The sequence below is a fragment of the Pseudoalteromonas sp. NS-SX12 genome (assembly GCF_057367955.1).
In genome coordinates this window covers 2,640,156-2,666,379 of record NZ_CM170634.1, presented here as the reverse complement: position 1 = coordinate 2,666,379, position 26,224 = coordinate 2,640,156, and the positions used below count along the sequence as shown (strand labels likewise).

The window sequence follows — 26,224 nt, the reverse complement described above, 5'->3', positions numbered from 1 at the left end:
TGAGATTAGTGCGCACTAGTCTAACAAAAAACAAGCGTGTCACGTTAGCTTTTTACTCTTTCATAGTCAGCCGCATTTATTTAAATTAATATAAGGTAAACCAATTAGTTAGTTTGTTCTTAAAATGCTGCATATTATTCAATCAAACCGTATGGAAGCGCTTCAGCTTCACTTATCTCAGTCGCTGATGCACAGCCCCAATCCGAGCATTTTTAATAAAGAACAAGTATTGGTGCAATCACCCGGTATGGCGCAGTGGCTAAAGGTGTTGATTGCCGAGCAACATGGTGTCACTGGGCAAATCGATTATGTGTTGCCTTCAAGTTATATTTGGCGTTTGTATCAAAGCTTGTTGTCAGATGTGCCACAAGAATCCTCATTTAACAAAAATAATATGGCGTGGAAGCTATTTAATATTTTGCCTAATTGTTTAGAACAAGCGGAATTTGCACTGTTAAAACAGTACTTGGTGGATACGCAAACTGCGCTCGATAACGATACGCGATTATTTAGTTTGTGCGAAAAAATTGCCGATGCGTTTGACCAATATTTAATGTATCGACCAGCTTGGCTAGAGAGCTGGCAGCAGGGTGACGACGAACTTGCCGATGTCGATATATCAATTGCACCGTGGCAGCCCATATTATGGCGAAAACTACTTGAACATACGCAAACACTTGGGCAAAACCCATATCATCGTGCGAATTTGCATCAAGATTTAATTGCATCTCTAAACCAAAATGCAATTAATTTATCTCATCAAAATTTATACATATTTGGCTTGTCTGCCATTCCCAGTCAGCAACTTGAAGTGTTTCAGGCATTAGCCGAGCATATTGATGTGTACATTTATTTATGTAACCCAAGTAAACACTACTGGGGCGATGTAGTTGATGAAAAAACCAAAGCGAAAATTATTGCCAATTATGACGTTAAACCAAATATTGATGCCGAAGGCGAGGATTATTACATTGTAGGTAATCCACTTTTGGCATCATGGGGTAAACTAGGGCGCGAATATTTAGAGCAGCTGGTGGAATTAGATGCACAGTGGACGGATATATTTATTGAGGCGTTTGATGAGAATTTACTGGGTCAATTACAACAGGAAATTTTTGAATTAGCGTTTAAAGGCGTGCCGCTTGCTAGTGACCCAACTTGGTTTGTATCAGATGAGGGCAAGTTAACTTATAGTGAAAACAAAGGCTATTCGTCATTTCAGTTTGCGCGCTGCCATAATGCACTTAGAGAAGTAGAAGCGCTGCACGACCATTTGTTGAACTTATTTAGTGCTGACGATAGCTTATCACCGCGCGATATTATTGTGATGATGCCCGATTCGGGCCAGTACAGCCCATATATTGAAGCGGTATTTGGCAGTGCAAAAGACAACCGTTACATTCCATTTGCGATTTCTGACTTAGGTGTTGAGCAAGAAAAACCAATCGTAAACAGCTTTATCAAACTTGCCGATTTAGGCGCATGCCGTTTTTATGTATCTGATATTTTGGACTTATTACAAGTTGACGAAATTTCAGCAAAGTTTGAAATTTCGAGCGAAGAACTCAATCAAATTGGTTATTGGTTAGAGCAGGTTAATATTCGCTGGGGCATTGATGGCGAACATAAGGGCGAATTTAACCAACCGAAAATTGCCATTAACAGTTGGCGACAGGGGTTATCGCGCTTAATACTGGGGTTTGCTAGCAAAGACGAAAACACCGAATTTAACCAGTTATTTGCAGCCGATCAGGTTGAAGGTATGGCGGTTGAAACGCTGGCTAAATTAATTCGCTTTTTTGATGCACTTGAACAAACACAAAAAGAGCTAAAATCCAGTGGCAACTTAGCTGAAAAAGTAAAGCAGTTGCAACAACTTACAATGCGCTTTTACGCAAGTGATATAAGCCAAAATAACGACTTAGGCTTTGTACAAAAGGCACTCGAACACGTTTTACAGCACTTTGAAAACAATGATCATACTGGTGCGGTATCGCAAGTGTTAATGGTGCATATTCTCAAGCAGCAACTGATGCAAAAAGGGGTTGGCCAGCGCTTTTTTATGGGCCAGGTAAATTTTTGTACTTTAATGCCTATGCGTGCTGTGCCCTTTAAAGTGGTGTGTATTTTAGGGTTAAATGATGGCGATTATCCGCGCACTGTGCAGCCACTGGGGTTTGATTTACTTCAGCACAGCAAACCACAAAAAGGTGACCGTTCACGTAAAATGGACGACCGTTACTTGTTTTTAGAAGCAATTTTAAGTGCCCGTGAACATGTGTATTTAAGCTATATCGGTAATTCGTGTGTGGATAATTCGGAGCGTTTACCGAGTGTTTTAGTCAGTGAATTAACAGACTATTTATCCCGTGTGTTTGAGCACGATAAGGGTGAACTAATTGAATCGTTAACGGTGAGCCACTACTTGCAGCCGTTTAATCCTGCGTATTATCAACAATCGCACCTGCAAAGCTATAATCCGATTTGGTTACCAAAACAAGCGCTAGCAACGGGTCAAAACGAACCGTTAGTTGCAGATATCGACACACAGGTTGATTTATCGCTGTTTATTCAGCAATTATTTGCACCACAGCAATCGTTTTATCGCTCCACCATTGGTGCACGATTAGGTGACTATCAATTTAATAATCAAGATGACGAAACCTTTGCCTTAGACGGTTTAACGCGTTACCGCTACTTGCAAGAAATTATCGAGCGCGATTATCTCAGTAATGCCCCTAATTTAGCGGCAATTATTGCAAGGGGCGATTTACCGCAAGGAGCGGGTGCCGAGTTGGCGTTTGATAACATGGTGAATACTGCAGAGCCTTTGTTGATGGAGTTAAAGCGCCATCAGATTATTACAGGTGATGAAACACCCATTGAGCCAACACGTGTTGATTTGTCACTATCAATGCTGAGAATAAGTGGTGCATTAAAACCTGTATCGTTAGCGACGCAATATTTGTATCGTCCTACAGCTAAATTAAAAGCAAAAGATAAAATTGCTGGGTATTTATATCACCTAGCGGGCTCAACCAGTGGTGACGTAAATAGCACCGTGTTTTTATCCCTTGATGGCTATATTGAATACCAGCAACTGAACCAAGACGAGGCATTAAGTCAGCTTGAAAAATGGGGCGAGCTATATCTCTGTATGTTTACTCGGCCGTTGCCACTGTTTGCGACGACTGGATTTAGCTATTTGCAAAAACGCGATTTTGCCGCGGCAGAAAACACATTCTCAGGTGCTTCGTTTGTTGGTCAAAACGAATTGAGCGACCCGTATATTGCACTTGATTTTACCTCCCTAGAAAGTGTCGCTGACGAGTTTATTGAATTAACCGAAACCTATCTTGCACCGATAGACGCCATTATTACGGAGCATAAATATGCAAAATCTTAAACCTATGGCGATGCCGCTGTGCGGCGCAAACTTAATTGAGGCAAGCGCGGGTACCGGTAAAACGTATACCATCACAGCACTATATTTACGGTTACTACTTGGCTTTACCCAACAGGGCAAACGTACAACGCCGCTCAGTATTGAACAGATTTTAGTTGTAACGTTTACCGAAGCGGCCACCGCGGAAATTAAAGACAGGGTAAGGCAGCGTTTAATTACCTTGCGTGACACACTGCTGGGTAAAGAAACCAATGATCAGGTAGTTAACGAGTTAGTAAGCCAAATAGATGATAGCCACAGTGCGTTTTATCAAATCGACAGCGCAGTTAAATCGCTTGATGATGCCGCCATTTTTACGATTCATGGTTTTTGTCAACGTATGCTTAAACAACATGCCTTTGAATCAGGAATGGCGTTTAATTTGCAATTTATTATGGATCAGAGTGAATTGCTTGAGACCGCGATTAAAGATTTTTGGCGTCAGTTTGTTTTTCCACTTGAAAAGCAATGCTACGCGGCGGTAACCAGCTGTTTTTCTTCACCGAATGTATTGCTTAAAAATTTATTTGGATTATTGAGCCGCACAGGCGTTGAAATTACGCCGCATTATACCTTTGAGCAAGCGCTTTCGTTACAAAATGCCCTTTATGAGACTACAAGTACGCTTAAACAGCAGATCTTAGCGCAAGAGTTTATCGGCTTTATTGAAAACACGCCGTTTAAAAAATCAAAGCCCATTGCGAGCAGCAAAAACTTAGCATTATTAAACGCCTATTGCCAAAGTGATGAGGTGATTTTTGAAGGCGCATCAAAACGTTCGTTTGAAATCTGGGGTGAGCAAGCATTTGCGGATAAAGGCAATTATTTAAAAGATAAAACACCGGTTAGCCATCAACTTGCAGCCTTATTTGATGAAGCGGCAACGCTAAAAGCACAGGCCGAAGCAGCATTGCCAGTGTCGATTTTAATTAGTGCGTATCACTACCTCGTTGATTGGTTACTCAGTGAAAAACAAAAGCATCAGCTGATTAATCCGGATGATTTATTACAAAATTTAAGTTTAGCGCTTGAAACTAACACAAGTGGTGAGCTGGCGAATGCAATTTTAAGCCAGTACCCTGTTGCACTAATCGATGAATTCCAAGATACCGATCCTATTCAATACGGTATATTCGCCAATATTTATTTAAACAATAAAAGCGTATCGCGTAACGACAACGCATTGATTATGATTGGCGATCCTAAGCAAGCTATTTATGGGTTTCGTGGCGCTGATATTTTTACCTACATTGACGCCAAGCGCCAAGTACCGTTAGAAAGTCATTACACACTGGATACTAACTATCGCTCATCGCAGCAAATTGTTGATGGTGTAAACAGTATTTTCGCTAACAAAGACGATAGTTTTATTTTTAATAAAGACATTCCATTTAGCAAAGTAAACGCGTTTGGTAAAAGCAGCGAATCGGGATTATTTGTTAATGAAGAAAGTAAGTCAGGTATTCATTTTTGTGTCTTCGATGAACTTGATGACACTGTGGCTAAAGGACAAGGGGATAATCACCTTGCTAACATTTGCGCCTCGCAAATTGCCGAGCTATTAATTGATGCCGCAGCGGGACGTGCCAAATTGGAAGGTGACGCGTTAAAAGCAAGCGATATCGCGGTACTCGTCAGGGATCGCAACCAAGCAAATTCAATTAAAAGCGCTCTTTATAAATGTGGCGTTGCCAGTGTGTTTTTATCGCGCGATAGTGTGTTTGAAACGCCACTCGCCAGTCATTTATTGACCTTTCTTTCTGCGCTTATTACCCCCTACAATGAAGCGATTTTTCGCGGCGTTTTAGTGGGACCGTTGTTTGCGCTAAATTATTCACAAGTGCATGCATTAACGCAAAATACCAATGCGTGGGAAGAAACCTTAGAACACTTTGCCGAGCTAAAATTGTTGTTACAACAAAAAGGTGTAATGGCGGTGATTGAATCATTGGTCGAGTTAAATGCGCTTCCGAGTCGTTGGCAGCAAAAAGGCTGGGATGTACCGCGCTTGCTAACGGATATTCGGCATTTAGGTGAATTATTACAGCAAAAACAGCTGGCGCTGAACAGTTATCATCGTTTACTGCATTGGCTCTATGACCAAATTACTAAATTCGCGGCCGAAGGTTCGCAACTGCGTCTAGAAACCGACCAACAACTGGTGAACATTGTAACCATGCACGGCTCAAAAGGGCTGGAATACCCTGTTGTGTATATGCCGTTTGTTGCAAGCTTTAGAGAAAATAACGATGCGGTTTATCATAAAGACGATGGCACACTTATTTATGATTTAGCGCCCGACGATGACGCGAAAGCGCTGGCCAATAAAGAAAGTCTTGCTGAGGACTTACGCCTTTTATATGTTGCGCTAACGCGCGCAGTACATTATTTAGTGGTGGGCTTATACAACTGTAAAGATGGCCGCAGTAAAACCCCAGGTATTGCAAAAACGCCTTTAGGGCATTTGTTACTTGATAAAGATGATATTGATACGGGGCATGACTGGTATAACCAATTGCGCGGATTTTGCGAGAGCCATAGTGGTTTAAGCGCGTCACTTTATAGTGCACCAGAGTCGCCCGTAGTGTTACCTCAAGCAGCCACCACGTTTGATCAATTATTGGTTAAGCAAAAAACGAAAAGCGTACCAAACAAATGGCGACTTTCGAGTTTTTCATCATTAACTAAATCGTCTCATGGCGATAGTAGTTCGTTTGATTACAAGCAAGGTGCCAATGATGAAATGCATTTACTCGATTGGCAGGAGAGCACTACTGCAATCGTACAAAATGAGTTTAGTTTTCCAAAAGGCGCCAATGCCGGTAGTTGCTTACACGCCATTATGGAAGAAATTGATTTTAACGCTGCTGAACAGCCAGTTTTCGAGCAAAAAGAACCGCTTGCAGATGTTGTGGAAAAGCAGTTACTCGCATATCAAATAGATGATGGTTGGCAGGAGGTTGTTGAAAACTGGATTAAACAGTTATTAGCTAAGCCACTAGCGCCACTTGCCATATCGATGGAACAGCTAGATATGACGCAGTGCCTAATCGAAATGGAGTTTATGCTGCCAGTAAACGAATTAGTGACCCGCAAACTTAACGATATTTTATTCACACAGAGTCGCGACCATTTTACACCGCTTACAAGCGCTACCATAAGCGGCATGCTGAAAGGTTTTATCGATTTAATCTTTTGTTTTGATGGCCGTTACTATGTGCTCGATTATAAGTCGAATTATTTAGGTGATAGCGGTGAGGACTACAATCAAGACAATATGGAAACGGTGATGAGTTCACATCACTACCATTTGCAATATTTACTCTACACGGTAGCGTTACACCGTTTGTTAAAACAACGCATTGCTAATTACGACATTCACACCCATTTAGGGGGCAGCCTTTACTTATTTATGCGCGGTATGCCAACGGGTAATGGCGTGTATTACAAAGCACCCGATGTTGAGCAAGTGCTTGCATTAGATAGCTTATTTGATAAGGGGACATTCAATGCGTGAACTACTTATTGAATATGACAAAATCGATCAGTTTGACCTTAATCTGGCGAGCATATTAGTACCAGATAGCGATTCTAAAATATTTTACCTAGTACTGTTATTAAGCCGTGCGGTGCGCTCTCAGCACTCATGTTTACCGCTTGAAAGCATTGATAAAGACGACCCGTTTAATCTTGCTCTCACTGAATATGGTAAAAAGCAGTCGCCATTTACAAGTGATGATGACTTTTGTGCACTTTTGCAGGCACACCAAAGCGTAGGGGAGCAACAGCCACTTCGTTTGTTTGCAAAACACCTGTATTTTGCTCGCTATGATGATTATGAGCGTGAATTTGTAGAGGCGGTAAAGGCGAGAAATGTACTTTCCACTAACTTTGATTTAACTGAGTTGGGTAATTTGCTGTCGCATTATTTTAAAAACTCAGGGGCCCTTGATTGGCAAAAAGTGGCCTGCGCCGTAGCCTGCTTAAAACGTTTTTGTATTATTTCTGGTGGACCGGGCACAGGTAAAACCACCACAGTGACTAAATTGTTGGCAATTCTACAGTCGCTCTACAGCAAGGTGCCGCTAAAAGTGCAACTTGTTGCACCAACGGGCAAAGCGGCGGCGAGATTGAGTGAATCGATTGCCGGTGCAAAGCAACACTTGAATATTGATTCGCAAATTGCAAAGCATATTCCAGACACAGCGCAAACCTTGCACCGTTTGTTGGGGGTGATCCATTTATCTAACAAGTTTCGCCACAATCGACAAAACCCGCTCGACGTGGACTTAGTGATTTTAGATGAAGCCTCGATGGTTGATTTAGCCATGTTAGCTAAACTATTTGATGCATTACCAAGTCATGCGCGGGTTATTTTATTAGGTGATAAAGACCAACTATCGTCGGTTGATACGGGTAATGTACTGTCAGATTTATGTCGCCCATTAACGTTAGGTGTCGATCATAATTACACACCAGAGACGGCAAAAGCCCTTGCGCAGCTACTTAATATGCCAATGAATGCGGCAAAACCAACTTGTTATGAGCTCAATGATAACCTTGCTTATTTGCAAGTTAGCCACCGTTTTAAAACCGACAGCGGCATAGGGCGATTGGCAAAAGCGGTTAATAGCAATGATTTGAATGCTCTGAATGAGGTATATCACTCAAACAGCGCAGATTTGATGTTTAGTTCGCTTGAAACTGATTTTAAGGGATTTATTGACCGCGCAGCCGAGCACTACAGTGTTTACCTAAAAGCAATACGCAATGGCGATAGCATTCGCGACATTCATTTAGCGTTTGCAAACTACCAAGTCCTGTGTGCAACGCGTGTTGGGCCGTATGGTACCAACGAGCTCAATATGAAAATCGAAAAACAGCTTAGCCAGCAGCAGTTAATTAAACGCACCGGTAATTTTTATATTGGTATGCCAATTATGATCAGCGAAAACAATTACCAGCTTAATTTATTTAACGGTGATATTGGCATTATTATCGAAGACGAAAACGGTCGATTGATGGCGAGCTTTATTGACGACCAAGGTGCTGAACGCGTGATTTCAACAACCCGTTTACCGCAATTTGATACTGTTTATGCAATGACAATTCATAAATCGCAAGGCTCTGAATTTAAACATGTTGCTATGTTACTACCAGTTAATTCACCGGTACTTAATCGACAGTTGGTATACACCGGCATTACGCGTGCGAAAGAATCGTTTGAGTTGGTATCGTTAGAGGGTGGCTTAGAGCGCGCCATGGCACGCACAGTATCGCGATATTCTGGTCTGTATGCGCGTTTTCAACGTAATGAACGCTAGATAGAAAAAGCGCACAAAAGATAACTAGACTTTAACTCGAACAGGCGACTTATGACCTACTTTTTTGATAGTAAGTCGCTAACAGCAAGGTTAACGGTAAATATCGTTTAAAGTTTTATCTGATAGGTCGATAGCAAGTTAGGAGCGAGGGTAAAAAGGAACGCGAAGGCACATTAAAACTTGGTAACGATTATGCATAATCTAACTAAGTGTGCCAAACAGGTATGTTGGTATAACACCGATACTACTATGAGGGTTCTATTATGATTAGTCGTGAATATTGTAAAGCATTAGAGTTGAAAGTTTTTAAAACGTCTAAACAGGTACGCAGTTTAAAAGGGCAGTTGTTCTTTTTTCGATTACTTTCAATGGTATTCATGATGTTGTTTATTATTGGCAACATTAATTAGCAAAACGAATATGACGTTAATACTCGAGTTAATGGTTTGAGTTTTCGTTAAGGGTGTTCACGCTAACGCGTCATTTTCTTAACGAAAACTACCACGAACAGGGCTAGAGAGAAGCTACCGCAAAAAGCTTCGACAGCGGCGATAAATCGGGAATAGCCAAGGGGCGTTATGTCACCGTATCCTAAGGTTGTAAAGGTCACTACGCTAAAGTAGAGGCTGTTAACCAGCGCCATTAAATTTTCTTGCGTGTTTTGCGTTGAACTGAACTGAATTGTGTCGCCATTAAAGCTTACGCCAAATGTAAAGTAACCTAGTGCGCAAAGCAGAATCAGCATCATCGAAAAGAAAATAACGTTTACAGGGCGCTCGCCATAGCCGCACAAAATATCGAAAAACTTAGAGGCAATGCGATGTCTTGAAAATTTGGGATATTGATGCCTGCGCATAATCAGTACTTTGTGATTAAATTTGCCTGATAGCTCTAACAGTCCTTGATTCTCTGCGGCATTTCGAAGATCGCGATAGATCTCTTCAGATTGTTCAAAATAATCCAGTGCTTTGTCACTGTCGTTTTGCTTTTCAGCTTTTCGCGCAAGATTTTCTTGCAATAAGGTGTGGCCCAACTTCATATTATCGATACGTGCGCCGACTAGTTTGATGCCAAGTAGGTTTGTTCCCTCTAATTTGGCGCAATGCAAATTGGCGTCACGTAAATCGGCTTTCATCAGTGAGGCATCACGAATACAGGTATTGTAAAGATGCGCGTTTTGCATATTTGCGCGATAAAAGTTGCTGTACGATAGGTCGAAATCTTCACCGTGGTGATTGACTAGATTAAGCCCGGTAAGGTCAGCTCGTTTTAGCTGTAAGCCTTTTAATAAACCGCCGCGTTTGGCATAGCGCTCTAATTTTTCAGTTAACGCTAAGCCACTTTTATCGTATTTTTGATCGTGCCAAAAACAATAGCCGCCACCCATATCAAGCTCACGACATTGCTCGTTTTCAGGCGATACATATTTACATTTTGGTGCATTGCTCATAGATCAAAAATATCAGATATTGAATTCTTTAAGCCTAGCACCTAGCTAAGGTTTTGCTAATTTGATTGTGAATAAAGTTTAGCTAACTTGTTGTATTCAAACTTAAGATCTTCAAGTCGTTTAGCGTGTTGACGCGGCAATGCCATACCTTCGACCAAGCGAAAATTACTGCGACATTTTTCCAAAATAACATCGGCTGCTTGATTTGCTCGAGGCAAAAGCTGTAATAGGGCTTGCAGTAAGTTAAGTGCGCTCCCCGTATTCATAGGTGCGTATTTAAGTGCCATTTCAAATTGCTCAATAGCGTTTTGAAAATCGCCTTGTTTATACAGCTCAATGCCACGTACATTGTGCTGCTCAAACTCGGTCTGATGATTTGCAAGCGACTCGTTACGCTCTTGTAATTGCTTAAGGGTTTGCCCATCGCATTCGTTCAGTCCTTTGTATTTTTCAAGCTGAGCGTTGGCATCGTCAAATTCACCTAAATCAAATAGTGCCATAACAGAATCAGGCAATACCGAGCTACTTAATGATTGTTCAGCAATATAAGGCGCTATCATTTTTTTCGCATCTAAAAAGTCGCCTTCACTGACACTTAATCGCGCTTCGCAAAAAGTATTAAACTCTTTAAACAATGCATGTTGCTCTGTAACGGTAGGGTCGTTTTGTGCTTGACGTAAACTCCCTTTAATTTGATTACTTAGGTCAGCTTTTTCTTCTTTTGAGTTAGCCAAATGGAGTTGGCTGAACATGGCACGAATGTAGTTAAACTGATAATCAATATGGGCAAATGCGGTGCCTTTAGACATGGCAAGCAGGGTGCCGTGTGCTTTAATAAGCGCCTCAAGATCGTTGTTAGCTTGTGCGATTTCAGCGAAGGTTTTTTGCCTTGCAAATGAATGCGGTGAAATATTACAACTTTGCTCGATAAGGAAAAGTGATTCTTTCCCTTGATCAATATGGTTTAAACATAAGGCTTTAATGTCTAAGGCGTCGATATTAAAGCGGTTTTGCCCGAGTAATTCGTCACAAATACGAATTGCTTTGTCGTATTGCGCTAAAAACATGCAAGTTTGTGCCATATAAGTTAGCGCCCAAGTGGGCCGTGCTGTTGCTAAAATATTACCAAGTAATTCAAAGGCATTTTGGTATTGCCCTAAGTCAAAGTAGATCTGACAGACACGTTTATAACAAAATTGGGCATTACGCGGCCTATCTTTGGCTATTTTTAAGTAAATTTGCACTGCGGCTTCTAGTTGGCCGTCTTCAATAGCCTGATTCGCGTCAAAAAATAACTTCTTTTTGTTGGAGAGCTTACTTAAGCGTGTTTTTAACATGCCACTTGAAAACGGCTTAATTAAATAATCGTCAGGCTCAATTTCAAGTACCGACAAAACAACTGAGCGAGTACTTTCCCCTGTAACTAAAATGGAAATACTGTGGCGAGATAATTTGTTTAAATACTTAAGCTCTTCTAAAAACTGTTTACCATTTCGGCCTTGTCCAAGGTTATAATCGATAAACACAATATCAACAGAATCTTTGTCAATTTTATTAAGCGCGGCTTCGCCGGAATCGTAAAATGAGACATTATTGGCACCCAGTTGTATCAACATACCTTTAAGCAGTTGTTGGAACGATTTCTGGTCATCAATAATTAAAATGGACTTATCTTTGAGTGGATTTTCGCTGTTTTGACTCATTTATATACAGATTAGCGCTAGATTCTTATAACTATAGCAAGTTAACCACAATAGAAAATAATGTCGATCAAATATCAGTTAAAACGTAGTAAAAATCGTAAAACACTCGCTATAAAAATTAAAGCAAAAGAAGTGTTTGTTTATGCTCCTATGCATTTAAAACACGACTTTATTGAACAATGGTTAATGCAAAAACAAGGTTGGATTAATAAACACTTAGAAAAGCAGATTAAACGTGTTGATGCAGCGTCGGTATTAACGCAAAAAACACTCACTATTTTAGGTGAAGAGATCAATTTAATATTTGTTGAAGGGCAGGTAAAAAGTAACGTTGAATTAGTTGACGGGGTACTGTCTATTAATACATCGCGACGGGTAAAAAATGTAAGTGATAAGCAGCTGGCATTAATCGCTGATTTTGCAAAAAATAAACTTACTAATTATTGCAGCGCCAAGGCGCAGCGATTGGCAAAGCAAATCAAGGAGTCATTTCACAGTGTAAGCATTAAACATGTGCGCAGTCGTTGGGGCGCATGTGATTCGAAACGACGATTACAATTTAATTTGCAGCTAGTAAGTGCGCCATTATGGGTAATTGAATATGTTGTTGCACATGAGGTAGCGCATTTAAAAGTGATGGATCATAGCCGTAGGTTTTGGCAAACGGTTGAGAGCATCTATCCAGATTATCGAAAAGCTGAAAGCTGGCTTAAAGAAAACGGATATAGATTGGATATATTTAAGCTTGAATAGATTTAGATGAGCTTCAGAGAGAAAGTGGTGGAGGGGGACGGATTCGAACCATCGAAGGCAATGCCGTCAGATTTACAGTCTGATCCCTTTGGCCGCTCGGGAACCCCTCCACTGAAGTAGGCGCAATATTAGTGAAGCTTTATCTTACTGTAAAGCACTTTTTATAAAAAAGCGGCCAACCGCTCAAAATGCAATCATAACAGCTAAATTTCATACAAAACCACTCAAAGTAACCGCCAAAAGAACTTTTGTTATTCATATTTGATGTTCGAGACACATAGCGACACAAGTTAATTTGTTTAGTTGGAAAAGAATAATTTATGTTAGGCAGTGACGTTCGATTATTTGTTAACGTAATCAAGCGCTAAATTATGTGCTGTGAATACACGCATTTTTGATAACGAGTAGGTCAGTGTATTTTGCGTGTTAAAATTTAAATTATAGGTATGTAATTAATCGCTAAGTGAGTATCAATAAGATAATTAGTTTGACTTAGCACCAGATAACATTTCACTTTTTGGAATTTGGAATTTGGAATTTGGAATTTGGAATTTGGAATTTGGAATTTGGAATTTGGAATTTGGAATTTGGAATTTGGAATTTGGAATTTGGAATTTGGAATTTGGAATTTGGAATTTGGAATTTGGAATTTGGAATTTGGAATTTGGAATTTGGAATTTGGAATTTGGAATTTGGAATTTGGAATTTGGAATTTGGAATTTGGAATTTGGAATTTGGAATTTGGAATTTGGAATTTGGAATTTGGAATTTGGAATTTGGAATTTGGAATTTGGAATAAAAGAGAAGTGGTGGAGGGGGACGGATTCGAACCATCGAAGGCAATGCCGTCAGATTTACAGTCTGATCCCTTTGGCCGCTCGGGAACCCCTCCACGAGAACGAGGCGAATATTAACAAACTAAAAAATTAAGTAAAGGTTAAAACTAAAGTTTTTTTTAATTTTGTCGATAACAGCTTTGTTATTAATCAGATTGACTATTAAAGATGCAAATCGAACAAATCATCACACATGAAGCGCAACTTGGAGAGCAACTTTCTCACAGTGTTAAAGAACAGCGCCATTCTGATTTTGCACTTTTACTTTCTTTATTAAGTAATGATGCGACGGAGTTTTCGCAATTTCAGCTAATAAAAAGCGAAAAGTCGGCGACTATTGATCCGGTTTTTTCATACGCAAAGGTCGCAGCAGGCCCGAAAAAGCCATTAGCAAGTGAACCGTTTAACGGCTTGCTTGGCGAACACAATCGTACATTGTTAGAAAACCAAGGATTAATCGCGATTCAATTTAATGAATGTTTAAAGCCTGAACCTTTCACTTGTAAGAATGATAAAAACTACATTCCGCCCCTAGTTGTTGATAATTGCCCGCCTGCTGTGCAAAAGAAGTTACACAGTGCTAAACAAGTGGGACTTAACAATAACGAAATGGATATCGACAATTTCTATCAAAGTATTGAAAAGAGCCAAGAGTACAGCTTCGCTTCTGTCGCTTAGTAAAATTGGCCGTAGCGGCTCACACGGCTCTTTTGTTAAATACTTACTAAATCTTTCATAACGTTAATCTTTGTATAAATAGCGGCAGTTAATAGCGTGCTTGCCATTAAATATATATTTGACGGGTTTATGTCTTTTTTCAAAATGCGTTACGTGAATGCTTGTTGGTCGGGTAGTGGCTTAATGTGTGGGCTATATGTTTTGCGTTTTGTTCGTGGTTTAGCCAAGAAGAAAAGTTAAGCGGAAAAAACTGCATAAAAACTTATCGCGAAACTCAATTATTATCATCCATGTGCATTATCTGAATGTATCTAAAAAATGGGTATTTTGGTATTGGTGGATGGGAGTTGAGAAATAGGGGGCGCTATCTAATTGGGCCACCCTATTAAAACTTTCAGTCAACGTCTTAATCTTAGTGATAGGATAAGACAATGTTGCTTATGCTAATACTACATACATTTAAAAAGTGAATAAGGCTTACTTAGCTACCATGACACTTTTTAAACTTTTTACCACTATCACATGGACAGGTATCGTTTCTGCCTAGCTTAGTTTCGTTATGAGGGGTAAGGGTGCCATCTAAATAGCGCCATTGATCTTCTTCAACAATAAAGTTTGATACTTCTTCTAGCTGGCAGTAGTAGCCGTCGCAAATATACTCTGCTTTAAAATGCACTTGGGCTGAATCGCCTTGCTCATTAAAACTATTCACCGTAAGTTTTATAAAATCAGCAAGTTCAGCAAATAACTTTATTTCTCTAACACTGTTTTCGGCACGTTTAGCCAGTGCATAGGTGTTATGAATATATTCACAGTTATTTACACAATATGCAGAATAGCGAGAGCGCATTAGCTGCTCTGCATTATCTGCTTTTTTTTCACCATTGATGATGGGTGCACAACATTGCTCAAATGCTTGTGCTGTTCCACAGTAACACATAAATAGATTTCGTTTTTCAAAACCAGCATTTTAGCAGAGAGTAGGGTTTGCCGTCACACCTTTGCTGGCTGCAAAGTGGTAAAAATAGCCATTAAACTCTGTTTGGTTTGCATAGAGTGAACTTAGCGTTACTTCATCAAGCATATTTGTCCACGATACCACTGCGCCAAAATTGCCATTTTTTAGCGCCGAATTAACCACGTATTCAATGTTAATAAGATGGCGCTGACGAATAATAAGCAGTTTGCTGTGGTCGATAGATAAACTTTCTAACAGGGTTTTACTTGGCACCGCATCGGGTGCAAGCAGCAGTGTCCATTTATTTTCGCAGGTATGCTTTTGCAGTATTTCAATAAGTGCCAATGTTTCTTGAATGTCATCTTGCACATTAATAACTTTCAGCTTGTCTGTATCTTGTGTTGAAACCTGTACTGCGTGCTGTGATGAAAGGTGTTGAGCTTGTAACATAACGATACCTGTTTAAATATACAGTGAAATTATCTATACAGTAGTTTATACAGTATTTTGTTTCAAGCACTTTTTGTTATTTTTTACACAATTTTTTCAGATTGGATTATTGCGTCATTAATATTCTCATATAAATCAGCGGCTTGCTTTTTGGCATCAGTGATTTGTTTTGCTTGGAGTAGCGGCTGCAGCTTGCCAATTGCCTCTACGGCTTCTATCGAGCCTTGGCTTTCAGCTAGGTATAACCAGGTATATGCGTGATACACGCTTTGTGGTAGTCCGGCGCCTTTAGCGAACATCATGCCTAAATAAAACTGCGCTTTTACATGACCTTGCAGGGCTGCGAAACGCATATATTTGGCAGCACCAACATCATTTTTGGCTTTTGACATGGTGACTGAGGTTGCAAACAAACGTTCGGCATCTTGCTCTACAATAGTGTGTGCTTTTTGTGTCAGTTCTTTTTTGATCGCAAGTAATGTAGAAAGAATCAGATGTTCTACTTCCTCTATAGTTAATGAATCTACTTCAATGGATTTATGTTCGTCGGGCATATGCTTCCTTATTGCTAATCAACCTAAGGCAAGGCTAATAACTTTTTTACAATGATTGTTAGAAACGTTCCGATTAAAACGTGTTTAAATAAAATTACGAGTGACCAGACGTTGATCTGGTACCTTTAAAATTATGTCGCATGGTGAACGTTTATCTAAATCTAAGCGTGATGAATTACCCTAAGTTTAGAAGCTTTTGTTTTTTTCACTTAATTTCATTTCGAAATGACTTAAAAATTTAATTTTTGCTGTGTCACTGGTATGATCATCGCCCCCTTAAGACACAGTAACGAAATCATGTTTGAGCAACTTTTTAAAATTAACCAACAGGGCAGTACGGTTAAACGTGAAGTGATCGCTGGCATCACCACATTTGTCACTATGGTGTACATAGTATTTGTAAACCCTGCAATGTTAACCGAAGCAGGCATAGACCAAGGCGCAGCATTTGTAGCCACCTGTTTAGCCGCAGCAATTGGTTGTTTTATTATGGGGTTTTGGGCGAATTACCCAATCGCACTGGCACCAGGCATGGGGCTTAACGCATTTTTCACATATGGTGTTGTGCTAGGTATGGGCTACAGCTGGCAAAGCGCACTTGCCGCGGTGTTTTTCTCTGGCATTATCTTTTTACTGTTAAGTTTATTTAAAGTGCGTGAGTGGATTATTAATGCCATTCCTCTTGTTTTAAAGCGCGCAATTGCCACCGGTATTGGTGCATTTTTAGCGTTAATCGCCCTTAAAAACTCGGGTATTATTGTGGCAAGCCCTGAAACCTTGGTACAGCTTGGTGATATAACCCAAGCGGGCCCGTTACTTGCAATTATTAGTTTCTTTTTTATCGCTGCGCTTTTATACCGAGATATTAAAAGTGGCGTGCTGTTTAGTATTTTAGGTGTTACCGCTATCGCGTTAGCATTTGGTTTAGTTGAATACAACGGCATTGTTTCAATGCCACCATCACTTGCACCGACCTGGATGGAACTGGACTTTGCCAGCGCATTAGAGCTTTCAATGCTTAGTGTGATTTTTGCTTTCCTTTTTGTCGACTTATTTGATACCTCAGGCACACTTGTTGCGGTGTCACAAAAAGCCGGTATTGCTGATGAAAAAGGCAATATTCCACGTATGGGCCGCGCTCTTAGTGCAGATAGTTGCGCAACGATCGCGGGCGCAACGTTAGGTACATCAACAACGACTTCTTATATTGAGTCTGTTGCTGGGGTATCGGTTGGCGGCAAAACAGGTTTAACCGCCGTTGTTGTTGGTATCTGCTTTTTATTAATGCTGTTCTTTGCACCGCTTGCGGCGATGGTGCCGGCTTACGCCACAGCTGGCGCAATTTTATATGTTGCTGTATTAATGTTACAAAACTTAAAACTGATTGATTGGGATGATATGACAGAAGCCGTGCCTGTGGCCGTTGTATTATTAATGACACCGCTTACGTTTTCGATAGCGCACGGTATTGCATTAGGTTTCATTGCTTACACAGCAGTAAAAGTAATGTGCAATCGTGCAGAAGAAGTGAGCATTAGCGTTTGGGTGTTATCTATTCTCTTTGTGGTTAAGTTCGCTCTACTATAAAAATAAACGGGGCGCTGTTTGCGCCTTTAACACAACGGATTATTTATGCGTAAATACCTTTTCTTTATCTCTCAAAATTACAGTTATGCGATTTTACGCCCGTTACAACAAGAAATTTGGCGCCGCGGTGGCGAGGTTGCTTGGTTCTTGTGGGGTAATGAAGTTAATGCGAACTATTTAAAAGAAGATGAGCAGGTACTTAAATCAGTTGATGCGGTAAAAGCATTTAATCCAGATGCGGTATTTGTTCCTGGTAATACGGTACCGCGCTTTTTCCCAGGCGTTAAAGTGGCGGTGTTCCATGGTTTTAACGCGGGTAAGTTAAATAGACGCGGTAACAATGACCATTTCAATATTCGTCAATGCTTTGATTTATATTGCACCCAAGGACCAGATACTACCGAACCGTTCAAGCAGCTTGCCAAGCAACATGGCTATTTTAATGTGGTCGAAACAGGCTGGCCTACGCTTGATCCATTATTTACTGACACGCTAACCGAGCCGACAGTCAATAAGAGTAAGAAAACGGTGTTAATGTGCTCGACGTTTTCTCGCAATTTAACGTGTGCACCGCATTTGTTCGAGCAAGTTAAAAAACTCAGCACAACGGGAAAGTGGCAATGGCTAGTGCAATTTCATCCTAAAATGCCAAAACATATTGTTGAGCAATATAAATCCCTTGAAAGCGAACATTTACAGTTTGTTGAAACCGATAACGTATTGCCGCTGCTTAAACAGGCAGATGTGATGTTGTGCGATACATCGTCAGTGATTCAAATGTTTTTAGTGCAAAATAAACCGGTCGTAACGTTTAACAATATTGATCCTAAACCGTATATGGTTAATTTCACTGAGCCTAATTTACTTGAAGAAAAGCTGTCATATGCATTGCAATCTCCACACGACCTTACTCAGCAGATTGGCGAGTATATAAAGCAATTGCATCCGTATCGCGATGGGCAATCGAGTGGCCGAGTACTGGATGCGGTTGAGAAAGTATTACTGGGTGAACTTACTGTTGAAAAAACTAAGCCACTTAACTTTATTCGCAATTTTAAGCTAAGAAAAAAGCTCAAATACTGGAAATTCAATTAAAAAACTTTGCCTGATGTTAAGTTTTTGTGAGATCATAAAAATGTCACATAAATCGTTTAGGCAGTTCAATGAAGGTTATTTTTGATATTCAACATCTGTATTATTTACCGCAGTATTTACCGGTAATTGATGCATTAAAACAGCATAAAACAGATATTGAGTTAGTCGCTTACAAAACAGATGATAATGACCTAAACCGCATCGTTGAAAATGCTTTAAACGACACCCAGTTAACTTACAAAATTGTAGGCAATTGGCAAGACGCGTTAGCACATTATCTCGCACAAAAAGCCGATTGGATTGTGTTTGGTAACGCCGTATCTGATTTAGAGCAACTCCATAGCGCAAGCAAAACGGTATTGATGCAACACGGCGTTGGCCCTAAAAGCTGTTATTACGATGTATCGAAAAACCCAACCACAGTGCGCTTTGTTGAAGGTGAAAAGCGCCGAGCTAATCTTCAAGCCATGTTTCCAAACGGCAATTTTGTAGACAGCGGTTATGCTAAGCTCGATCCTGCGATTAATCGCACATCACTTAAGCTCTCATTAAGCGCGCTTGGTTTAGATGAAAATAAGCCGACAATTCTCTACGCGCCAACATTTTATCCAAGTTCAATAGAACTATTTTCTGCAAATTTTGCCAACGATTTTGCAGACTACAACATTATTTTAAAGCCGCACTTTTTCTCGCTAACTAAGCCGCGTTACACTAAACAAAAAGCCATATTAGAATCTTGGGCGGCCAGTGAAAATGTCTATCTAGCTGGCGTTGATGAGTATAATCTGTTGGAGTTTATGGCGATTTCAGATGTCATGCTGTCGGATGCATCGTCTGCTATCTTTGAATTTGCAGCGTTAGATAAACCCGTTATCTGGTGTGACTTCTACAAATTACGTTGGGGTTATCGCGGTATATTTTCGTTCCGTTTTAAAAAGCGCATAGATGAAAGCATTACAGTGTTTCACGAACTCTGTGATAGGGCGGCGAGTTATCAAGCTCTTAGCGAAGTAGTTGCAAATGCGGTTAAAAACCCGCAAATCAAACAGTCAATAAGAAAGCAAATATGTGATGAATACGTGGGCAAGCTAGATGGTAAATCGGCAGAGCGTATTTGTGATTATTTAATCTCACATTAACACGAGTTAAAAGAATATATTATGAGTAAAATTGTTTACGTATCAGGTACCTTTGATCTGTTTCACCGCAATCATTTGAAAATGATTGAATATGGCAGAGGACTTGGCGAAACCTTAATTGTAGGGGTAAGCACCGACGAGCTTGTGTGTAGCTATAAAAACCCACCTGCGGTACCTTTTGAAGAACGTATTGCGATTGTTGAAGCGCTAAAACACCCTGATGTGGTTATTCCACAGCGCTCGTTAGAGCATACACAGCGCATAAAAGATCTGAATATCGATATTTTTGTGGTAGGCGATGATTGGCGCGGTAAATATGATTACCTCCGCGATCTCGGTGTAAAAGTATTTTATTTCCCATATGGTGCTGGTGTAAGTAGCTCAAACTTAAAAGAGCGTATTTACGATCAATACAGAAACTTAATAGATAAGTCGGATAAACATGAAAACCCAGATATCGTCTAAAAAATCAATTTTAATTACTGGCGGTGGCGGTGATTGGGCACAAAGCTTTGCTAACGAATTTAGCGATGCCTTTGATATTACCTTAGTCTCACGCAAACAATTGGATGTCACGCAAGATAGCGAAGTGGCGTCTTATTTTGAAGGTAAAGCGTTCGACGTTGTCATTAATAATGCTGGCTGCATTCACCCAAATCGATTACTTGAATCCGATTCAGCTGAGTGGATTCAAGATATTTCAGTGAATTTAATTGGTACCTATTTGGTAAGTAAATACGCGCTGAAAAATAATCAAAACACACTGATAATTAATATTTCATCAACTGCTGGGTTTAACGCTTATAAAGATTGGTCATCGTATTGCAGCTCAAAAGCAGGTGTGATTACGTTAAGCAAAAGCATGGCAAATGATGGCTTTGAAGTGATCTGCATGGCACCCGGTGCAATTGAAACTAAGTTTAGGGATAAGTTTAATATTCCTAACAACAATATCATGACATGTAGCGAGTTTAGCAAACATGTTGTTGATGTTCTAAATGGGCAATACCAAAGTGGTGATGTACTGTTTATTCGTAAAAATGAGTTTGTACTTAATCCATAATTCAAAAAAAAGGCTAACCCAGATGGGCTAGCCTTACGTTCACATGGGAAGAACAATACGTAATTCTTTCAATTAGTTAAAATGGTAATTCCATTTACCCTGCGTTAGTAACTTTTACACGTCCTCTTTTGCAAATATCACATAGCCAAAGCCACTTAATGTCGCGCTTTCATAGTGGTTTGCTTTAATTACTTTACCTTGTACGTCAACCGTTTGGCTTTGTTCGCTTAGGTTGAAATAACAGACTAATGTTTTGCCGTTATAGCTGCGCTCAAAGCCTAAAATATGTTCGTCGCTTTGGGTAAATTTAATGTCACCAAAAAGCAGCGCATCATGTTGCTTGCGCCAAGCTAAAAATTGTTGGCAATGTACTAGCGCAGAAGTTTCGTCAGCTTGTTGTGCGTCAATCGCGACATCTTTATGCGCGTCAACTACCGGTAACCAAGGTTCAACAGTTGAGAAACCACCGAATTCATTTTCACGCTGCCAAGGTAATGGCGTACGACAGCCATCGCGACCTTTAAAGTTTGGCCAGAAGGTAATGCCATAAGGGTCTTGTAATTGCTCAAAGGTGATTTCAGCTTCACCTAAACCTAACTCTTCACCTTGGTACAAACACACACTGCCACGCAAACTTGCAAGTAACGCATGTAGCATTTTTACTTGCTCATGATTAACAATACCATTGTTGCTCCAACGTGATGCAACGCGCTCTACATCGTGATTGCTAAATGCCCAACATGGCCAGCCTTCAGTCATTTGCGATTCAAGGGTTTCAACTGTGTTTCGAATGTAACTTGGGCTGTAGTCTTTTGTTAATAGCTCAAAACTGTAACCCATGTGCAGTTTGTCGCCACCTGCTGTGTACTCATTCATGGTGGCAAGTGAATCTTCAGAGGAAATTTCACCAAGGGTCACAGCGCCTGGGTATTTGTTCATTAGCGTGCGAATAGCCTGCATAAATGCCAGGTTTTCGGGCTGGGTATTATTGTAATAGTGATACTGAAATGCGTATGGATTATCTTCACTAAACCCACGACCTTGCCTTAAATGCTTTGGCTTTGCAGGGTTATCACGCAGTTGTGCGTCGTGATAACAAAAGTTAATAGCATCTAAGCGGAAGCCATCTACACCGCGAGCTAACCAAAACTCAACGTTATCTAATACAGCATTGCGCACATCTTCATTGTGGAAGTTTAAATCGGGCTGCTGGGTTAAAAAGTTATGCAAATAGTATTGGCAGCGACGCGGCTCCCATTGCCATGCACAACCGCCGAAAATTGATAACCAGTTATTTGGCGGTGAACCATCTTCATTGGCATCAGCCCATACATACCAATCGGCTTTATCGTTTGTTTTGTTTTCACGACTCTCAATAAACCAAGGGTGTTGATCTGAGGTATGACTCAATACTTGGTCAATCACAATTTTAATATCGCGTTGATGAGCTTGCGCGATGAGTTCGTCAAAATCAGCAAGTGAGCCAAATAATGGGTCGATATCGCGATAGTCGCTAATGTCGTAACCAAAATCTTTCATTGGCGACTTAAAAAACGGCGAAATCCATACAGCGTCAACACCAAGCGCTTTAATATAATCAAGTCGCTTTATTATTCCCTGTAAATCGCCAACACCATTATTTGTAGTGTCTTGAAAGCTGCGTGGGTAGATTTGGTAAATTACCGCGCCTTTCCACCAATTTAGTTGCGCTGTTAGTTTCGACATCGTTTTCTCATTACTATCTGATGCTAAATGCTTTTTTACGTTTGCGTTGCCATTTCACAGTATCTGTTTACTGCGAATAACGGTCAGCTTACGTCATATAGTGGCTGCGAGTAAAAAGCCTACATACGTATGCAGTGAAAATAGTTTTAAGAAGAGAAGTCTTTGGAACGATGTTTATTGGTCACACTAAATAACCAATTTTAATATTTATTATTAAAATGCACTAAAATAAAGGTTTAAATTGGTAATACCAATTTATCATTGGTTTTGTGTTGCACCTTTTAAGTGCAGGTTATATTCACTTTGTGCTGAATTTGCACTGAATTGGCCCGTATTTGTAATGATTTTATGTCATTTTCTTTAAGTTAACGTTTTGTTTTATGCTGCTTTTAAAAAAGACTTATTAATCAATGTGTAACAAAATATAAATGTAAAATATTTGTAACCAAAAGCGCCGTTGCATAAATTTGAATACGTATGCAGTTTGTTGTGGTTGCTAAATTTATAGCGTTACTATCACTGTCGGCAACAAACGCGAACTCATTTGGTGCAACTGCTACAAATACTGTCAGTAAGCTATATTCGTTTAGTGATGTTATTTCGCACCATGATTTGCACTAGCAATAGTCAATCGGGAACAAAATTTATGTCTATTTTCAAACCAAGTATGCTGACGCTGGCAATGGTCGCAGCAGGTGTAGGCTCTGCAAACTTATATGCTGCAGACAACCAAAACAACGATAAAGAACAAGAAAAAGAAGTTGAGGTTATTGAGGTTACAGGCTTTCGCGCAAGTTTAGTTAAAGCCATTAACACCAAGCGCTTTTCACCAGAAGTGGTTGAATCAGTATCAGCAGAAGACATCGGTAAATTACCAGACTCTTCAATTGCAGAATCAATTGCACGCTTACCTGGTCTAGCCGCTCAGCGCTTAGACGGTCGCGCAAGTCGCGTTACTATTCGTGGTTTTGGTGAAGACCATGTTGGCACAACATTTAATGGTCGTGAACAAGTATCGATAACCGATAACCGCGGTGCAGAATTAGATTTATACCCATCAGAAATTATGAGTGCGGTAACGGTTTATAAAACGCCGAGTGCCGATTTAGAAGCATCGGGCCTTGCTGGCGTTATTGATTTGCAAACAATTAAACCGCTATCAATGGATGAGCGCGTTATCAAAGTTAACGCCATGTATGAGCAAACGGGCTTTGAAAAATTAAATCCAGATGCTGACGATAATGGCTTTCGCGGTACACTGTCTTACATCGACCAATTTGCCGATAACACCCTAGGTGTGGCAGTTGCATTTAATACAATGTCATCACCAAACCAAGAAAAGCGTTGGAACTCTTGGGGCTACCCTGAATTCACGGGTGATGATGGTAATACCTATTCAATTTTAGGTGGTGCAAAGCCGTTTGTACGTTCATCTACCTTAGAACGTGATTCAGTTATGGCGGTGATTGAATATGCACCAAGCGAAAATCTACGTATGGTATTTGATAGCTTATATGTAGATTTTGTAGATGAAAAAATTCTCCGTGGTATCGAAGTGCCATTTGCTTGGGGTCAGGGTTCAATCAGTGCGGATAACGCAGTGGTAGACCCAGCAACAGGCTTTGTTACATCAGCGATTACAGAAGGGCAGCGTGTTGTAGTACGTAACGACTACGAAGATCGCAGCGCTGAACTCACATCATTTGGTTTTAATTTAGAATACGATTTAAATGATTCTTGGTCACTTGAGTTCGATGCAAGTCACTCAAGTGTTGAGCGTGAAATCTGGAGTATGGAAAGTTATGCCGGAACAGGTCGTGGCGATGCACGTGGTGTTGCAGATAACCTAGGTTACGCATTTAACTCTGGAAATACAGGCGCAACCTTTAGCCATGAGCTGGATTATAGTGACTATAATTTAATTCAACTTGGCGGCCCACTTTCTTGGGGTTGGAGTTCTGCACTTAATGAAAAATACGGCGTTGTTGGTACTGAATATGAAAACCAATTGCAAGACGGCTTTTTAAATACCCCTGAAGTTGACGATGAGCTAAATGCACTTCGCCTTGCTGCAACTAAAGTAATTGAAAACGATTATGTAACGTCTGTTGAATTTGGTTTGTCTTACAGTGAACGTGAGAAAACCAAGCGCTCTGAAGGTTACTTCTTAACAGTATCAAGCTTCTCGTTAGATAACCCAGGTATGATGATGGTGCCAGAAGAGTACCGTTTAGGTACTGCAAACCTTGATTTCATCGGTATGGGCGACATGATTGCGTTTAACTCACGCGCAATGGTTGAAGATGGTTACTACGATTTACTGGCAGAAAGCTTAACCGATCCAAGCCACGCAACTAAATCGTGGACGGTTAAAGAGCAATTAACCAGTGCTTTTGTTAAAGCAAACATTGATACTGAAGTAGCAGGCATGCCGTTAACTGGTAATGCAGGTCTTCGCTATGTTAAAACTGAGCAAGAATCGCAAGGTAACGCTTTCAATACACAAGACGGCAAAGTTATTACATCGCCAACGCATATTGAACACGATTACGCACATCTATTACCAAGCTTAAACCTATCATTGTCGATTGATGATGATCAGTCGGTACGTTTTGGTGCTGCAAAGACGATTTCACGTGCACGTATGGATGAAATGAATGCCTCGGTTAATGCTACTTACAATCAGCAGCCAGACGAAAATGGTAGCAACTGGGTAGTAAATGGCGGTAACCCGTCACTTGAACCGTATCAAGCAATTAATTTTGACCTAAGCTATGAAAACTACTTTAGCTCAGAAGGTTATTTTGCTATCGCGCTTTATCATAAAGATTTAAAAGACTGGATCTTTGATGGTAGCTATTCAATCGACATGACAGGTGTTGCAGATCCATCAACAGGCCTAGTACCTGCTAACCCAGATGGTACAGGTAATGGTAAAGTAAACGGTGGCGACGGCACGGTTAAAGGTGCTGAGTTCTCAGTAACATTACCATTTAACTACTTTGCTGATGCACTGGATGGTTTTGGTTTAATTGCAAGCCATACTGTTAATAGCTCAGACATGGTTGACCAAGATGGCAATGATTACGAAATTCCAGGTTTATCTAAGAGCATTCAAAACCTAACTTTCTATTATGAAAATTACGGTTTCCAAGCGCGTGCTAGCATGCGTAAACGTGATGACTTTAAAGGTGACGTTTATGGCCGCGGTTTTGACTCACAGCAAGTTGATATTCAAGGCGAAACGATTTGGGATGCACAAATTGGTTATGACTTCTCTGAAAGTGGCTTAAAGAGCCTAGAGGGCATGACGGTGACTTTCCAAGTGCAAAACATTACTGAAGAACCGTTTATCTCGTTATCAGGTGATAACGCATTGCAAGTACGTGATTACCAAGATTATGGTCGCACTTTCTTGCTAGGTGTGAACTACCAGTTCTAACCTGAATGTTGCAACAAAGCCC

At 40.3% G+C, this 26,224-nt stretch carries 18 protein-coding genes and 2 tRNA genes; 12 read left to right on the top strand and 8 right to left on the bottom strand.

The window, feature by feature from the left end; translation table 11 throughout:
• The first annotated feature begins 124 nt into the window (after positions 1 to 124).
• From recC to recD, 3 genes are read left to right on the top strand one after another with little or no spacing between them, the layout of a single operon-like run.
• Positions 125 to 3,406, top strand: coding sequence for an exodeoxyribonuclease V subunit gamma (gene recC / locus AC2IOM_RS12355; RefSeq protein WP_486358539.1), 3,282 nt, complete (start codon positions 125 to 127; stop codon positions 3,404 to 3,406).
• Complete coding sequence (gene recB / locus AC2IOM_RS12350) at positions 3,393 to 6,962, top strand: exodeoxyribonuclease V subunit beta (protein ID WP_486358538.1); 3,570 nt, start codon at positions 3,393 to 3,395, stop codon at positions 6,960 to 6,962. Before recC ends, recB begins: the two co-directional genes overlap by 14 nt.
• Entirely contained in the window at positions 6,955 to 8,769 is a 1,815-nt protein-coding gene (recD, locus tag AC2IOM_RS12345; protein ID WP_486358537.1) for an exodeoxyribonuclease V subunit alpha, read from the top strand. The genes recB and recD overlap by 8 nt, the downstream gene beginning before the upstream one ends.
• A gap of 472 nt (positions 8,770 to 9,241) precedes the next feature.
• On the opposite strand, the gene AC2IOM_RS12340 is transcribed toward recD, so the two are convergent.
• Both AC2IOM_RS12340 and AC2IOM_RS12335 read right to left on the bottom strand, forming a co-directional pair.
• Complete coding sequence (locus tag AC2IOM_RS12340; protein WP_336434876.1) at positions 9,242 to 10,219, bottom strand: pentapeptide repeat-containing protein; 978 nt, start codon at positions 10,217 to 10,219, stop codon at positions 9,242 to 9,244.
• Between the two features lie 56 nt (positions 10,220 to 10,275).
• Positions 10,276 to 11,922: a response regulator gene (locus AC2IOM_RS12335; protein ID WP_105171517.1), complete on the bottom strand. Its 1,647-nt coding sequence runs from the start codon at positions 11,920 to 11,922 to the stop codon at positions 10,276 to 10,278.
• Positions 11,923 to 11,982: 60 nt separating this feature from the next.
• On the opposite strand from AC2IOM_RS12335, the gene AC2IOM_RS12330 reads away from it, so the two are divergent.
• Positions 11,983 to 12,675, top strand: a complete 693-nt coding sequence (locus AC2IOM_RS12330) for a M48 family metallopeptidase (RefSeq protein WP_486358536.1) — start codon at positions 11,983 to 11,985, stop codon at positions 12,673 to 12,675.
• Between the two features lie 25 nt (positions 12,676 to 12,700).
• Here AC2IOM_RS12330 and AC2IOM_RS12325 read toward each other — a convergent pair.
• Positions 12,701 to 12,785 (bottom strand) — tRNA-Tyr (locus AC2IOM_RS12325).
• 428 nt (positions 12,786 to 13,213) lie between these two features.
• On the opposite strand from AC2IOM_RS12325, the gene AC2IOM_RS12320 reads away from it, so the two are divergent.
• Positions 13,214 to 13,474 carry a hypothetical protein gene (locus AC2IOM_RS12320; protein ID WP_486358535.1) on the top strand — a complete coding sequence of 87 codons (261 nt, stop codon included), beginning with the start codon at positions 13,214 to 13,216 and terminating at the stop codon, positions 13,472 to 13,474.
• 8 nt (positions 13,475 to 13,482) lie between these two features.
• Here the strand turns inward: AC2IOM_RS12320 and AC2IOM_RS12315 are convergent.
• A tRNA-Tyr gene (locus AC2IOM_RS12315) sits at positions 13,483 to 13,567 on the bottom strand.
• A 112-nt stretch (positions 13,568 to 13,679) separates the two neighbouring features.
• Here AC2IOM_RS12315 and AC2IOM_RS12310 point away from each other — a divergent pair.
• Positions 13,680 to 14,189 (top strand): VC2046/SO_2500 family protein, encoded by a 510-nt coding sequence (locus tag AC2IOM_RS12310; RefSeq protein WP_486358534.1) that lies wholly within the window; start codon positions 13,680 to 13,682, stop codon positions 14,187 to 14,189.
• Positions 14,190 to 14,670: 481 nt separating this feature from the next.
• On the opposite strand, the gene AC2IOM_RS12305 is transcribed toward AC2IOM_RS12310, so the two are convergent.
• From AC2IOM_RS12305 to AC2IOM_RS12295, 3 genes are all read right to left on the bottom strand, one after another.
• Positions 14,671 to 15,129, bottom strand: coding sequence for a YchJ family protein (locus AC2IOM_RS12305; RefSeq protein ID WP_486358533.1), 459 nt, complete (start codon positions 15,127 to 15,129; stop codon positions 14,671 to 14,673).
• Positions 15,130 to 15,159: 30 nt separating this feature from the next.
• Entirely contained in the window at positions 15,160 to 15,597 is a 438-nt protein-coding gene (locus tag AC2IOM_RS12300; protein ID WP_010560277.1) for a SulA-like leucine-rich domain-containing protein, read from the bottom strand.
• 83 nt (positions 15,598 to 15,680) lie between these two features.
• Positions 15,681 to 16,151, bottom strand: a complete 471-nt coding sequence (locus AC2IOM_RS12295; protein WP_486358532.1) for a tetratricopeptide repeat protein — start codon at positions 16,149 to 16,151, stop codon at positions 15,681 to 15,683.
• Positions 16,152 to 16,448: 297 nt separating this feature from the next.
• Here AC2IOM_RS12295 and AC2IOM_RS12290 point away from each other — a divergent pair, with 297 nt between their 5' ends.
• The 5 genes from AC2IOM_RS12290 (at position 16,449) to AC2IOM_RS12270 (ending at position 21,035) form a co-directional block, all read left to right on the top strand.
• The gene (locus tag AC2IOM_RS12290) at positions 16,449 to 17,738 is read left to right on the top strand and encodes an NCS2 family permease (RefSeq protein WP_010560275.1); all 1,290 of its coding nucleotides are present in this window, start codon (positions 16,449 to 16,451) and stop codon (positions 17,736 to 17,738) included.
• Positions 17,739 to 17,783: 45 nt separating this feature from the next.
• Complete coding sequence (locus AC2IOM_RS12285) at positions 17,784 to 18,833, top strand: CDP-glycerol glycerophosphotransferase family protein (RefSeq protein ID WP_486358531.1); 1,050 nt, start codon at positions 17,784 to 17,786, stop codon at positions 18,831 to 18,833.
• A gap of 68 nt (positions 18,834 to 18,901) precedes the next feature.
• Positions 18,902 to 19,972 (top strand): CDP-glycerol glycerophosphotransferase family protein, encoded by a 1,071-nt coding sequence (locus AC2IOM_RS12280; protein WP_486358530.1) that lies wholly within the window; start codon positions 18,902 to 18,904, stop codon positions 19,970 to 19,972.
• A gap of 21 nt (positions 19,973 to 19,993) precedes the next feature.
• The gene (locus AC2IOM_RS12275; protein WP_054980145.1) at positions 19,994 to 20,437 is read left to right on the top strand and encodes an FAD synthase family protein; all 444 of its coding nucleotides are present in this window, start codon (positions 19,994 to 19,996) and stop codon (positions 20,435 to 20,437) included.
• A complete protein-coding gene (locus AC2IOM_RS12270; protein WP_486358529.1) occupies positions 20,415 to 21,035 on the top strand; it encodes an SDR family oxidoreductase in 621 nt (206 codons plus the stop codon). The genes AC2IOM_RS12275 and AC2IOM_RS12270 overlap by 23 nt, the downstream gene beginning before the upstream one ends.
• A 114-nt stretch (positions 21,036 to 21,149) precedes the next feature.
• Here AC2IOM_RS12270 and AC2IOM_RS12265 read toward each other — a convergent pair whose 3' ends face one another.
• Entirely contained in the window at positions 21,150 to 22,760 is a 1,611-nt protein-coding gene (locus AC2IOM_RS12265) for an alpha-glucosidase (protein WP_486358528.1), read from the bottom strand.
• 646 nt (positions 22,761 to 23,406) lie between these two features.
• On the opposite strand from AC2IOM_RS12265, the gene AC2IOM_RS12260 reads away from it, so the two are divergent.
• Complete coding sequence (locus AC2IOM_RS12260) at positions 23,407 to 26,202, top strand: TonB-dependent receptor (protein ID WP_486358527.1); 2,796 nt, start codon at positions 23,407 to 23,409, stop codon at positions 26,200 to 26,202.
• The last annotated feature ends 22 nt before the right edge of the window (positions 26,203 to 26,224 follow it).